Genomic DNA, 13,152 nt, shown 5'->3' with positions numbered 1-13,152 from the left:
GAATGAAGAAGAGGTTATATTTTTTTTGGCAAAGTTACTTTAAATGTTGTATATCCTTCTTTTTCATATTTGTCTTGGCTTTTGTACTCAGAGAAGACCTCAATCTGACCACCATATTTTTCGACTGTGGACTTTACTATAAAAAGTCCTAATCCTGTTGAGTTTTTTGTTGAATATCCGAGCTCAAATATTTTTTCTTTTTTACAATCATCAATGTATGATCCAGAGTTTGTGATAGAAATTTCAACCTGACTGCCTGTATCATTAATCTCAAGAACTACATATTTAGAAAGTGAGCACTTTGCATAATAAAATGCATTGTCAATTAGATTGCCACAGATATTTATTAAATCCATCGAATCAAACTTTAAATTGCTAAAGTCTACATTGTAATGAAATTCAAAATTAATATCATACTTTTTAGCTAAGGAGCTTTTTGCAAATATCAAAGCTGATAGCTCAGCACAGCCAAGCCCATAAAACTTTGAAGTGCATTTAAGATTTTCGCTAATTTGTTCGATGTAGCGCACGGCATCATCATATTTTCCAACACAGATGAGTCCCCAGATTATCTGAAGATGATTGTTAAACTCATGCCGCTGTGCTCTTAAGATGTTTATAAAATTGTCCAATGATTTTATATTATCCTTATAAATCTGTGTTGTCTTTAGTGTACTGAGTGCAGAAAAAAGGTTTTTGACAGTGTACAAGTTCAAAATAGCAAGTAAAGTAAAAGAGTATACAATAAGTATTCTTTGCCATTGAGGAATTCTTAAGTGTTTTATCAGTTCTGTGTTGATAAAATAAATTGAGTATATCAACAAAAATATAATGAGAAATAGGAGAAAAAGAATTGCAAGTAGGAATTTTGTCTGTTCATTTTTCTTCATAGCCAGCTTCATTCCTTTTTTCAAATGTAATTGGAAATAGTTTGCAAATATCACAAATAAAATATTTCTTGCTTTTAATAACTGCTAACAAAATACTCATAATGGTTATTTCTATTACCAATGTAGCAATATCACAAGCAAGTACAGACGGCGTTAAATAAAGATTATAGGCAATTGTACTGATAATTGAATATCCTCCAAACTTTAGTGCAAGACATAAGGATTGCGAAATAAGACCCAAAATGATACCATATAAGGGTAGAAGCCTTAAATATATGATATATAAAAGTATTAAGCATACTGTCATAAGTATTAAACCAAGCATTAAATTGATTCCATTGTTGAATACAATAGTATCCCACAGACCTTGGATAAAGCCCACAACTAATATTTTCTTGCTACTATAGCTTATACCAAATAGGCTAAGTATCAAGCTTACAAGAAAAAATACTTTGAGAAAGTATAGTGGATACAAAACTATGTATTGAATCATCTTTTCTGTTCCTCTACTTTACAAAAGTATTCTATATGATATTATATATTTTCTTTTAGGTTTATTCAAAATTTTTATATATCAATGTGGGGGTAAAAGTATGAAGTTTTACAAGATAGACATTTCTGACAAAAGAATATTTGATGAATATTTCAAAGCTTTTCAGCCAGAGATTGCTGACTTGACATTTACAAATCTATTTATGTGGGATCCATTTTATGATATTAACTTTACAGAAGAAGATGGTTTTTTATTAATTATGGCAAAACCTTATAACCAGCCACCATTTTTGCACGGTCCTGTAGGGGTAGATACCAACAAGCTTCCTATTGTAATTGAAAAGGCTAAGAAGTATTTTGAAACTCAAGGTTATAAGTTCATGCTAAAAAGAGCATCTCGAAAGACAATTGATATGTTAACTCAATGTGGTATGAAATTTGAGAGTTTATTAGAAAGGGACCTTTCGGACTATGTTTACAAGGTTCAAGATTTGGTACAATTGAAAGGCAAAAAGTACCATGCAAAGAAGAATCATATAAATAAATTCTTACGGCTTTATGGCGAAAGGTATGAAGTAAAAAAAATTGATGATGAGATTGTCAGGCTTTGCTGGGATTTTGAATGTGAGTGGTATGAAAAGAGAAACGGACAAAATGATGTTGGCCTTACATTTGAGAAGTTGGCAATTGAAAGGGCAATCAAAAACTTTGATAAACTCTCATATGAGGGAATGATCGTTTTTATTGATGGTAAGATAAAAGCGTTTACCTTTGGTGAGCCTTTAAATAAAAATACAGTTGTGATTCACATTGAAAAAGCTGATCCTGACATTGAAGGACTCTATACTTTTGTCAACAATAAATTCCTTATAGAATTTTGGCAGAACTTTGAATTTGTCAACAGAGAAGAGGACTTAGGGAAAGAAGGTATAAGAAAGGCAAAGATGTCTTATCATCCATTTAAATTTGCCGAAAAGTTTACAGTACTTTTTGATTAACACAAAAATAAACCTTGCCATATAATGAAATTGAGCCATTTGTAAATTTGAAATTTCGTGGAAAAGATAAATTTCAAATTAGTAGAAGAAAATTATTCAATCAAGATTGAAAGAATAAAACAAATTAAAACAAATGCATATTTCATTAAAACAAAGGATAAAAAGAAATATTTTTTAAAACTAAGCAGAGTGGACAAATCGCGCGTAGACTTTATTATGGATGTCTATTCACACCTGAAAAAAACATCGTTCAAAAGCCACCTGATTGACTTTGAAAGAACAATAGATGGTGGCTTTTATTTTTTAGACAACTTTGGAAGAGTTTGTCTTCTGTGCAAATGGATTGATGGAAGAGGAGCAGATTACAAAACTTTCTCTGATTTGAAAGTCATTGTAAGCATTTTGGACCGTCTTCACACCTCTACAACTTGTCTTGCAAAGCAGGAAAATAGAATGCACCTTCCTTGTTGTGAGGAGGTTTTTCAAAATAAGTATTCACAAATAAAAACAATGGAGAATATTATACATCAAAAAGAAATATATAGTACATTTGATAGATATTTTTTGAGGGCTATTCATCGATTTGAAGATAGGTTTGCTGAGTGCATACAGTTTATGAAAAAGATAGGTAGTTACTTTAGAACATCAAACCAAAAGGTACTTATCCACCATGACCCTGCTCATCACAACTTTATCTTCGCTGAGGATAATGTATATCTCATAGACTTTGACTATGCTGTTTTTGATTATGATGTGCATGATTTTGTCAACTTAGGTGTGAGGATTTTAAAAACAAATGAGTGGAATATCGACATTTTTAAGTTTTATCTGAAACTGTTAAGGGAAAAAGGTATTCCCAAAAAGTTCTGGTTTGAAGTGTTTTGGATTTTGATGCTTTTTCCCCAGGAGATTTGGCAGGTTGGGCTTCAGTACTACTTTGAAAAACAGCCATGGACTGAAGAGTATTTTTTAAAAAGACTAAAAGGCGCTATTGAAATACAGACAAGAAAGGAGATGATAGTAAATAAGGTTGTAGGGGGGAAGTTGAATTGGCACTGAAAAATATAATCTCGCTTCAGTATGGGATGAATATAAAGAGTATGAAACAACTGCAAAATGAGTTTTTGATAAAAACTGCAAAAGCAGAGTACATTGCTAAAAAAGTAAAGTTGTCTCCGGCAGAGATTGTTTTTATTTACCATTGTCAAGAACATTTGAAGGAAAACAGGTTTGTAAGCTTTGAAAAGATTCTCCCAACAAAGGATGGTTGTCCTTACCTGAGGTTTGACAAATCAGTTTATGTCCTAATTGAACATTTTAAAAAGGAACCAATTGAGATTGTTGATAAAGAAATCTCAAACTGTGTAGAATTTATAAATATGTTTCACGCGGCTTCTACTAACCTTACTTCAACAGTTGGTGCAAGATATAAAGCTTCTTACGGCAAAGACAGAATTGCAGCGAGAAACATGTATTCGGTTTTTACGAAAGTAAAACAAAATCCTAACCTTATCAAAAATGACAGCTTAAAAAAAGTTATTTTAAAGACAATTGATAAAAATATTGAATATGTAGAAAAGGCAACAAAGATATTAGAGGATGACAGATATCTTGACATCATTGGACGATCTATGCAAGAAAATAGGTTTATTCATGGAAAACTTACTCTTCAGAATATAGTAAGGAGCTACAATAAATTAAGACTTCTAAATATGTTCGATGTGGAGCTAAACATTCGCGAAAAAGACATTGCAACCTTTGTCAAAAGCTTACTTAAAAGAAATAAGGACTTGGATTTTGACGAGATTATTGGACGCTTTTACATCACATCTTTTGACCAGTACAGGCAGAAACTAATATTAGCACTTTTGCTTTTGCCATATGAGTATTTTAGCGTGATCAAAAAGCTATTAAAGCTTGGAAATTTGGAGTGGGCATTTAGAGGTTTTGAAGAAAAGATAAATAGAATTTGTGAAAAAGATGAATACAAGCATAAAATTCTCACCTCCCTGCATTAAATATTAGGATTTTTCATATAGTTTTTAGTGGGAGGTGTTTTTTATGATTTTGCTCAGAGAAGAAATAACTCAGTTTTTTGATATAGAGGTTTTTTATTTTATGCCCATTCGTGACATTCTTGTACTGTCCACAGACAGCGGCTTAAAATGCTTTAAAAAGGTTGACTATTCAGTGGAGACACTTTTGTTTATCCACGGTGGAAAGGAACACCTTGTTTCAAGAGGATTTTTAGATATAGACAGGTTTAACTTAAGCAAAGCTGGTGAGCCATATGTTATCTTGAATGACGATATTTATGTTCTCACTGACTGGATAGATGCAAGAGAGTGTGAGCTTGAAAATCCAATTGAGCTAAAAGCTGCAGCGGAAAAGCTTGCTCTCATGCACGAGGCGTCTTATGGTTATACAGATGTCCCGCAAGGTGCGAGAATACGAGACGATTTAGGGAAACTCATGACACGCTTTGAAAAAAGGTGTAACGAGTTTTCGCGTATGAGAAAAATGGCAGAAAAGAGAAAAAGCATGTTTGATTATGAGTATTTATTTACATATTCGTATTATTATGAGCTTGCTAAAGAAGCTTTCGAAAAGATTAAAAATTCTAAATATAGTAGCCTTTGCGAAGAGGCAAGACAAAAAAGAGGTTTTATCCACCGCGACTATTCATACCATAATATACTCTATACCCAAGATGGAGATGTGTATATAATTGACTTTGACTATCTTACGTATGATTTGAGAGTAGTTGATATCGCAAGTTTTATGCAAAAGGTTCTAAAAAGGATTCATTGGGATATAAAAACAGGCGAGAGCATCATAAACTGGTACTCAAACATCTCGCCTTTGAGCAAAGATGAGCTTGAACTGATATATATCATTCTGCTCTTTCCATATAGATACTGGAAAACGTGTAACCGATATTACAATGGTAAGAAAAGCTGGTCTGAAAAGGTGTTTACTGCAAAGCTAAACGAGGTAATTAGCGAAAGAGACTTTCACTATGACTTTATAAAATGGTTGGAAAAGCAGATATAGAAAAAAGGGCTACAAAACCAGAAGACTTGGTTAGTAGCCCCATTTTACTTTCTATAGAATCACCTGCTTGTTCTTATAATAGATAATTCTCAAACCTTCCAACGTCAAAATAGGATTAACAATTTGGATAGTCTTTGACTCTTGAGCAATTAATCTTGCAAGCCCACCTGTTGCAATCACTTTTGCATCCTTTTCATTCATCTCTTCTCTGATTTTGTTTACCATATAATCAACAAGACCAACATATCCGTAGATAATACCTGACTGCATCGCATGCACTGTATTTTTGCCAATGACTGTTGGTGGTTTTTGAAGTTCTATTCTGTGAAGTTTGCTTGCATGTGAAAAAAGAGCTTCTGCTGATATTTTTATTCCAGGTGCAATTGCACCACCAAGGTATTCTGATTTAGAGCTCAGGGCACAAAATGTTGTTGCTGTACCAAAGTCAATTATCACGGCAGGTCCGCCATATAGCTCATTTACAGCAACTGCATTGACAATCCTGTCTGAGCCAACCTCCTTAGGATTTTCAGTTTTGATGTTCAAACCTGTCTTAATTCCAGGTCCTACAACAATCGGTGTGCAATTGAAGTACTTTTGGATGGCCCTTTCAAATGAGTACATTATAGGTGGTACCACAGAAGATATTATAACATCCATTATTTCAGATGGTGATATACCACTGTAGCTTAGCATTTGAGTCATCAAGATTCCGAACTCATCTGCTGCCTTTTCCTTGTCTGTCTTCATCCTGTAGCTTGCAAGAAGATCTTTTCCTTTATAAACCCCAAACACAATGTTTGTATTTCCAATATCAACAACTAAAAGTTTGTCTTTCATCGTATCTTCACCTTTTAAGAAGTTTATTCAACTACAACAGCAGTTCCTGTAACAGAGACCATTAGCATACTTCCGTTTGTTCCCAAAACCTCATAATCAATGTCAATTCCAACTACAGCATTTGCACCAAGCATTGCAGCCCTGTTTTGAAGTTCTTGCAGAGCTTCTTCTCTTGCCCTTATAAGTTCATTTTCGTATGTTCCGGACCTTCCGCCAAATATGTCTGTGATAGAAGCTATAAAGTCTTTTACAAGATTGACTCCTACAATTACTTCACTGCTCACAATTCCTTTGTAGTCCACAATTTTTTTGCCTTCAATAGAAGGAGTTGTTGTAACAATCATCAAAAAAACCTCCTAAAATTCAAATTCCACATCAGAAAGTCTTCTCTTGAGCTCTTCCATAACTCTTATTTCATCCTCAGGTGTTTTTGCCTCAAATGTGACTGAGAATCTCACAAAATGTCCTGCGTCATCCCATGGAACTGTTGAGATGCACTTTTCTGTGATTAAGTATTCCGAAAACTCTTCAGCTGTCTCAAACCTTCGGCCATTTTTAATTCCCTTTGGAATCTCAACGTACAAATAGAAAGACCCCTTTGGCTTTTGTGCATCAAAACCAAGCTCTCTCAATGTCTTCACAAGAAGATCATGGCGGCGAGAGTATTTTTCATTTATCTTCTCAGTAATCTCAGGATGTTCAAGAGCATAGATACCCGCTTTTTGAATTGCCTTAAACTGACCAGAGTCGTTATTGTCTTTGACAGCTGCAAATGCCTTTACAACAAGCTCATTTCCTGCAACAAATGCAAGTCTCCAACCTGTCATGTTGTAGGCCTTTGAAAGTGAATGAATTTCAACTCCAACTTCTTTTGCACCATCAACAGATAAAAAAGACAGAGGTTTGTATCCATCAAACACCAAAGCAGCATATGCAGCGTCATGTACAACTATAATGTTGTTCTTTGCAGCAAACTCAACAACCTCTTCAAAGAATTCCTTTGTTGCAACAGCACCGCATGGGTTGTTTGGATAATTTAAGTACATCAGTTTTGCTCTTTTTTTGATATCAGCAGGAATAGAACTTAAATCCGGCAAGAAATTATTCTCTTTCAAAAGCGGAACGTTGTAAACCTCACCGCCAAGCCACTTTGTGATTGTGCCAAGCACAGGATAACCTGGCACCGTCATGATTGTCACATCACCAGGGTTTATAAATGCATATGGCAAGAGCGCCAATGCTGACTTTGAACCGATTGCATGGTTGACCTCTGTGTCAGGGTTAATTTCCTTTACACCATATACTCTTTCTAAATACTTTGCAGCTGCTACTTTGAATTCATAAATTCCATTATCAGCATATCCTCTGTTTTCATCTTTTCCAGCTTCATAGGCCAAAGTTCCAATTATACCCATGTCTGCTTTCTCATCCGGCTCACCAACACCCATGTCAATTAGCTCCATATCAGGGTGAAGCTCTTTTGCCTTAGCCTTTGCTCTTTTAATTTTTTCGAACTTATATAAAACTGTCTCTTTTCCAAAGTTGCTTCCACCAATTCGCTCTGCAAACATGTTCTGAATAAAGCTTTCCATTTAATATCTACCTCCTTCAAAAATCACAAATTTATATTTTCTGTGTTATTTTTCTTGTAAATTAGTGGTAATTTATTTTGGTTCCAATGAAATAGAAACATTCAAAACTAATGTGTTAGTGATATTTTAACATAAATCAATAAAAATTTGAAAGGGCAATATGCTTTTATATAGTGTGGAGAATTTTCGAAAAATTTTTTTATCAGAATATCCCTACATTTAAGAAATTGAAAGCAACACAACTACTTACGGTTTTCCTAATAAATATTTTACACTAAGCTTTTACAAACCATAGCTTATGCACAATTAAAAAATGAGACTTTCAAACCATAAAAAATTTCATTTAACTTTTCCAATTGACCTACAATACCTACCCATGGTATATATCATCATTGAAAATATGAGTTTACAAAAGATAAAGACAAGGGGGTATAGCTGAGATGGAGGTTTTAGAAAAAGGTTTGCGGAAAGGCAATAAAAAGAAAACAGAAGCGAAAAAACTCAACTACAAGCCGTTTGTTGCACTTTTGTTGCCGACAGTTATTATAGCTGGTTTGTTTTGTCCTCTAATGGGACTTTTCGCATTTGTATGTATGGCAGGAGCAGTAGTTTTGAGTTTCTATAAAGGAAGATATTGGTGTTACAGATTCTGTCCAAGAGGTGCTTTTTTGGACGAATTCATCTCTAAACTCAGCTTTCAAAGGTCAGTTCCACAAATTTTGAAGTCAGGTTTTTCAAAGGCATTTTGGGTTGTATTTTTCATGCTTATGATAGTTTTGAATGTGATAAGAAGTGGTGGGGATATATATAAGTTTGGCAAGGGAGTAGTTTTGCTTTTGTGGCTTACCTCTTTATTGGCAATAATTGGTGGAATTTTGTTCAAGCCAAGAACGTGGTGTATTGTCTGCCCGATGGGAACAATAAGTGGTTTGGTAGGGAAAAGGAAAAGACCTATTGAAATAGATGTAAGTAAATGTGTTCAGTGTAAGCTTTGTAATAAAAACTGTCCAATGGAGATAGAGGTTTGCTCTTTTAAAGAAAACGGAATAGTGGAAAGTATAAACTGCATAAGGTGTGAAACTTGTGCTAAGGTATGTCCTAAGGATGCTCTTGTGAGCTTAGATTAAAAGCAGCATTTTGAAGAACTGCTTTTTATTTTTTGCTCTTTTATTACTTATATTTCCTTAATTTCAATTATAATTCTTCTTGTTCTGCATTGACTTGAAAATGGTATTGGAATATAATATATTGTGTTCAGGAAAAGTTTTAGACACAATATATAGTGGTATAAAATCTTTAAGGCTGTTTAAAATGAGTATTTTAAAGATTGGCATGTGAAAGGGGTAAAGAAAAATGATAACAAAGGTTATGAAAAGGGATGGGACGATTGTTGACTTTGACCGCAAAAAGATAGAAAATGCGATCTTTAAGGCAGCAAAGGCTGTTGGAGGTTCTAATTATTCAATTGCTGAAAAGCTTACTGACCAGGTCATAGAGCTTTTGGAAAAGAAGTTTGGCTATTCAATCCCTCATGTTGAAGACATTCAGGACATAGTAGAAAAGGTTTTGATAGAAAACGGTCATGCAAAGACAGCAAAAGCTTATATCCTTTACAGAAAACAGCATCAGGATATGAGAGAGTTCAAAAACCTGTTTTTGGACATTGAGAATACAGTTGACCAATATATTGGGAAAGAAGACTGGAGAGTAAATGAAAACAGCAACATGAGCTATTCTCTCCAAGGGCTGAACAACCACATATCAACAGCAGTTATTTCAAAATACTGGCTAAACAAGATATACCCAAAAGAGGTTGCAGAGGCGCATATAAACGGTGATTTTCATCTTCATGATTTGGGTGTTTTAGGCGTATACTGCTGTGGCTGGGATTTGAGAGACCTTCTTTTAAACGGATTTACAGGAGTTGAAGGCAAAGTTGCATCAAAGCCGGCAAAACATTTTAGAAGCGCTCTTGGTCAGGTTGTAAACTTCTTTTATACTCTACAGGGTGAGGCAGCAGGTGCACAGGCATTTTCTAACTTTGACACATACCTTGCACCGTTTATATACTATGACAAACTCACATATTCTGATGTAAAACAAGCACTTCAAGAGTTTGTGTTCAATACAAATGTGCCAACAAGGGTGGGTTTCCAGAGCCCGTTTACAAATATTACGTTGGACTTGGTGCCACCTTCCACTTTGAAAGATGAACCTGTTATCATTGGCGGTCAGATTATGGATAGGACCTATAAAGAGTTTCAACGTGAAATGGATATTTTCAACATGGCATTTGCCGAGGTTATGATGGAAGGAGATGCAAAAGGCAGGATTTTCTCATTCCCGATTCCAACATACAACATAACAAAGGATTTTGACTGGGACAGTCCTGTTGTTGACAAAATCATGGAGATGACAGCAAAGTATGGTCTTCCTTACTTCAGCAATTTTGTAAACTCTGATATGAAACCTGAAGATGCAAGGTCAATGTGTTGCAGACTTAGACTTGACAATCGTGAGCTCAGAAAACGTGGCGGGGGACTTTTTGGTGCAAATCCGCTCACAGGCTCAATTGGAGTTGTTACAATCAACCTTCCAAGAATAGGATACCTGTCAAAGTCCGAAGATGAATACTTTGAAAGATTAGCAAGACTTATGGATATTGCAAAGACAAGCCTTGAAATAAAAAGAGAGGTATTAGAAGATCTTACCAAGAAAGGTTTGTATCCATATTCCAGATTTTATCTGCGCGACATCTATGCACGATTTGGAGAGTATTGGAAGAATCACTTCAATACAATTGGAATTGTTGGAATGCACGAAAGCCTGCTTAACTTTATGGGTGTTGGCATTGATACAAAAGAGGGAAGAGAGTTTGCTATAAAAGTGCTTGACTTTATGAGAGAAAGAATAAGAAAGTACCAGGAAGAGACAGGTATTCTTTACAATCTTGAGGCAACACCTGCAGAAGGAACATCATACAGGCTTGCAAGAAAAGACAAGCAGATGTTCCCAGATATAATTACATCAGGAAAAGACGAGCCATTTTACACAAACTCAACCCAGCTTCCTGTTGATTACACAGATGATATATTCACAGCTTTGGACCATCAAGAAGAGCTTCAGATTCGCTACACAGGCGGAACTGTTTTGCACGGCTTTGTTGGTGAAAAGATTGATGACATTCAAGTTTGCAAGGAGATTGTCAAAAAGATTGCTTATAACTATAGAATTCCGTATTATACAATAACACCCACATTCTCTGTATGCCCGGACCATGGATATGTTGCAGGCGAGCATTTTAGCTGCCCAACGTGTGGCAAAGAATGTGAGGTTTACTCGAGAGTTGTTGGTTACTACAGACCTGTTCAGTGCTGGAACAAGGGCAAGCAGGAAGAGTTTAAGTTTAGAAAAGAGTACAAGATTGCTGTGAGAAGGTAAAGGTTTTTGTTATTAGTTTAATTTAAGAAAGGAACTGTCTTTTTTAACAGTGAAGACAGTTCCTTTCTTGTTTATTATATTACAAAATTAAATTGTAAGTGTAATTTAAAAAATATTGACAATTTTATTTTTGTAGATTAAAATAAAATTAAAGGTTAAAAAATAGAGGTAGTTTTTAAATAAGCTAATGTGATAACGCAAATTTGATGGCCTATATGTAATTAAAGATAGTGAGTATTTAAGACACGAATATACATTATATTCATCTAATTTAGGTATCTATGAACCGGGGCAGTATGATTATTATTGGTCAGCATATGAGAAAAGTGCACAAGGATACGCATTTGTTATCCAAACGTACGAAACACAAATTAATAATAGAGCTTTTATGGCTTTAAGAATTAAAGCAAATGTATCAAATACAACTGTAGCTGATGCATATGGACATTATGCAAAATATACAAGAAGTGTAACACCAAGCATTTCATTTAGTATAAATGGTGCTTCCATAGATATAACGCCAATTTACTAATCTAATAAAAGTACCTAACACGCATGTACAGGTTTATGGATAATGGAGTGAGTTTGCATGAAAAGAAGAAAAATCCCATTTTGTAACAAATATATTGTAATAACATCATTAGCAGCATTATTCTTAATTTTTACATTATTCTTATTTAGCATATTTTCATTTGCTTTTAAAAACAGTCCTTTGTTTATTGAACTAAATGAAAGATATGTTGCTGACGATTTGTCATATTTTTCTGAAGGAAAAGTGGCAGTAAAGTTAAATGGTAAGTATGGCTATATTGATAAAAAAGGAAATAAGGTTACAAATTTTATATTTGACAGTGCTCTCCCTTTTGATGGGGGTGTTGCAAATATATGCAAAAAAGGTAAATGGGGATATATAGATACAAAAGGACATGAGATAATTCCTTGTGTTTTTGATAGTTTTGGTGTTAAGTTCGCAGAAGGATTTCTTTCGAAGAAAAAAAATAAATGGTATTATATAGAACCTAAAGAAGGGAAAATTAGCACATTTAAATATCAATATGATTTAATAAGCAGTATGAGCGAGGGATTATCCGCTGTTAAAAAAGGTCCAAGATGGGGGTATATAAATTCTAAAGGAGATATTGTAATCCCTCTTAGGTTTGAAGTGGCAGGGAGTTTTTCTGAAGGTATTGCACCTGTAAAAGTAAATGGAAAGTGGACTTATATTGATACAAAAGGAAATTTTATCACCGATTTATTTTTTGATGGCGTGAGTTCTTTTTATAAGGGAAGAGGACTGGTAATTAAAGAAGACAAATTTGGTGTTATTGATAAAAGTGGCAAAATAGTTATTAGTCCAAGTTATTCATGGTTAGGATTTTTCGTAAATGGACTTTCACCAGCAACTTTTGGTGGAAAGGTTGGAGTTGTAAATATTAACGGAGAATATATTGTGGAGTTTAAGTATGATTCTATAGGATATTTCTTTGACGGTTTAGCAGTTGCTAAAAAAGGGGATAAGTTCGGATATTTAAATGCAAAGGGTAAAGAAGTTATACCGTTTGAATATGATTATGCAACTGACTTTATTGATGGTTTGGCTATTGTCCAAAAAGGAGATTACTCGATGGTAATTGATAGGGAAAATAATATAAAAGCTAAAGTCAAAAAACCTTACCTCTTTTTAAATATTTCTGAAGGCATGGCAATTGTAGAGAATAATAGAAAAATAAAGGGGTTTTATATGTTTGAAGAGCCAGGTAATAAGAAAATGGATAATAATGTAAAGTTAAACTATCAAAATTTCAGGCTTTACAATTAAATATTACTCGTTTGTAAACTAAAAAT

Annotated in this window: 12 protein-coding genes; 7 read left to right on the top strand and 5 right to left on the bottom strand. The window is 34.2% G+C overall.

Annotation, left to right across the window (positions count from 1 at the left end; translation table 11 throughout):
* Positions 1 to 14: 14 nt before the first annotated feature.
* Together PGC14_RS09300 and PGC14_RS09295 are read right to left on the bottom strand one after the other, a co-directional pair.
* Complete coding sequence (locus PGC14_RS09300; protein ID WP_011916330.1) at positions 15 to 890, bottom strand: sensor histidine kinase; 876 nt, start codon at positions 888 to 890, stop codon at positions 15 to 17.
* Positions 877 to 1,383: a hypothetical protein gene (locus PGC14_RS09295; RefSeq protein WP_011916331.1), complete on the bottom strand. Its 507-nt coding sequence runs from the start codon at positions 1,381 to 1,383 to the stop codon at positions 877 to 879. The genes PGC14_RS09300 and PGC14_RS09295 overlap by 14 nt, the downstream gene beginning before the upstream one ends.
* A gap of 100 nt (positions 1,384 to 1,483) precedes the next feature.
* Between PGC14_RS09295 and PGC14_RS09290 the strand changes: the two genes are divergently transcribed.
* From PGC14_RS09290 to PGC14_RS09275, 4 genes are read left to right on the top strand one after another with little or no spacing between them, the layout of a single operon-like run.
* On the top strand, positions 1,484 to 2,380 hold the full coding sequence (locus tag PGC14_RS09290) for a DUF2156 domain-containing protein (RefSeq protein ID WP_271628743.1): 897 nt from the start codon (positions 1,484 to 1,486) through the stop codon (positions 2,378 to 2,380).
* 57 nt (positions 2,381 to 2,437) lie between these two features.
* On the top strand, positions 2,438 to 3,439 hold the full coding sequence (locus tag PGC14_RS09285) for a phosphotransferase (protein ID WP_271628742.1): 1,002 nt from the start codon (positions 2,438 to 2,440) through the stop codon (positions 3,437 to 3,439).
* Complete coding sequence (locus tag PGC14_RS09280; protein ID WP_011916334.1) at positions 3,430 to 4,398, top strand: hypothetical protein; 969 nt, start codon at positions 3,430 to 3,432, stop codon at positions 4,396 to 4,398. The genes PGC14_RS09285 and PGC14_RS09280 overlap by 10 nt, the downstream gene beginning before the upstream one ends.
* Before the next feature lie 43 nt (positions 4,399 to 4,441).
* Entirely contained in the window at positions 4,442 to 5,434 is a 993-nt protein-coding gene (locus PGC14_RS09275; protein WP_011916335.1) for a CotS family spore coat protein, read from the top strand.
* Positions 5,435 to 5,485: 51 nt separating this feature from the next.
* On the opposite strand, the gene PGC14_RS09270 is transcribed toward PGC14_RS09275, so the two are convergent.
* Genes PGC14_RS09270 through PGC14_RS09260 form a run of 3 tightly spaced genes read right to left on the bottom strand, consistent with a single transcriptional unit; the run spans position 5,486 to position 7,866 of the window.
* A complete protein-coding gene (locus PGC14_RS09270) occupies positions 5,486 to 6,274 on the bottom strand; it encodes a type III pantothenate kinase (RefSeq protein WP_011916336.1) in 789 nt (262 codons plus the stop codon).
* Between the two features lie 23 nt (positions 6,275 to 6,297).
* On the bottom strand, positions 6,298 to 6,618 hold the full coding sequence (locus PGC14_RS09265; RefSeq protein WP_011916337.1) for a heavy metal-binding domain-containing protein: 321 nt from the start codon (positions 6,616 to 6,618) through the stop codon (positions 6,298 to 6,300).
* Positions 6,619 to 6,630: 12 nt separating this feature from the next.
* Positions 6,631 to 7,866 (bottom strand): LL-diaminopimelate aminotransferase, encoded by a 1,236-nt coding sequence (locus tag PGC14_RS09260; RefSeq protein WP_011916338.1) that lies wholly within the window; start codon positions 7,864 to 7,866, stop codon positions 6,631 to 6,633.
* Positions 7,867 to 8,306: 440 nt separating this feature from the next.
* Between PGC14_RS09260 and PGC14_RS09255 the strand changes: the two genes are divergently transcribed.
* The 3 genes from PGC14_RS09255 (at position 8,307) to PGC14_RS09245 (ending at position 13,126) form a co-directional block, all read left to right on the top strand.
* Complete coding sequence (locus PGC14_RS09255) at positions 8,307 to 8,993, top strand: 4Fe-4S binding protein (RefSeq protein WP_011916339.1); 687 nt, start codon at positions 8,307 to 8,309, stop codon at positions 8,991 to 8,993.
* Between the two features lie 226 nt (positions 8,994 to 9,219).
* Positions 9,220 to 11,307 carry a ribonucleoside triphosphate reductase gene (locus PGC14_RS09250; protein WP_039766280.1) on the top strand — a complete coding sequence of 696 codons (2,088 nt, stop codon included), beginning with the start codon at positions 9,220 to 9,222 and terminating at the stop codon, positions 11,305 to 11,307.
* A gap of 589 nt (positions 11,308 to 11,896) precedes the next feature.
* On the top strand, positions 11,897 to 13,126 hold the full coding sequence (locus PGC14_RS09245; protein ID WP_271628741.1) for a WG repeat-containing protein: 1,230 nt from the start codon (positions 11,897 to 11,899) through the stop codon (positions 13,124 to 13,126).
* Positions 13,127 to 13,152 lie beyond the last annotated feature (26 nt).

This window comes from Caldicellulosiruptor sp. DIB 104C (assembly GCF_028198085.1).
Lineage (GTDB): Bacteria > Bacillota > Thermoanaerobacteria > Caldicellulosiruptorales > Caldicellulosiruptoraceae > Caldicellulosiruptor > Caldicellulosiruptor saccharolyticus.
This window is presented reverse-complemented; position numbering and strand designations above follow the sequence as displayed.

Bases quoted from the DNA above. Each gene is read 5' to 3' on its own strand.
- PGC14_RS09250 (WP_039766280.1), top strand. From the start codon at position 9,220: ATGATAACAAAGGTTATGAAAAGGGATGGGACGATTGTTGACTTTGAC.
- PGC14_RS09255 (WP_011916339.1), top strand. From the start codon at position 8,307: ATGGAGGTTTTAGAAAAAGGTTTGCGGAAAGGCAATAAAAAGAAAACA.
- PGC14_RS09245 (WP_271628741.1), top strand. From the start codon at position 11,897: ATGAAAAGAAGAAAAATCCCATTTTGTAACAAATATATTGTAATAACA.
- PGC14_RS09260 (WP_011916338.1), bottom strand. From the start codon at position 7,866: ATGGAAAGCTTTATTCAGAACATGTTTGCAGAGCGAATTGGTGGAAGC.
- PGC14_RS09265 (WP_011916337.1), bottom strand. From the start codon at position 6,618: ATGATTGTTACAACAACTCCTTCTATTGAAGGCAAAAAAATTGTGGAC.
- PGC14_RS09300 (WP_011916330.1), bottom strand. From the start codon at position 890: ATGAAGAAAAATGAACAGACAAAATTCCTACTTGCAATTCTTTTTCTC.
- PGC14_RS09295 (WP_011916331.1), bottom strand. From the start codon at position 1,383: ATGATTCAATACATAGTTTTGTATCCACTATACTTTCTCAAAGTATTT.
- PGC14_RS09290 (WP_271628743.1), top strand. From the start codon at position 1,484: ATGAAGTTTTACAAGATAGACATTTCTGACAAAAGAATATTTGATGAA.
- PGC14_RS09270 (WP_011916336.1), bottom strand. From the start codon at position 6,274: ATGAAAGACAAACTTTTAGTTGTTGATATTGGAAATACAAACATTGTG.
- PGC14_RS09275 (WP_011916335.1), top strand. From the start codon at position 4,442: ATGATTTTGCTCAGAGAAGAAATAACTCAGTTTTTTGATATAGAGGTT.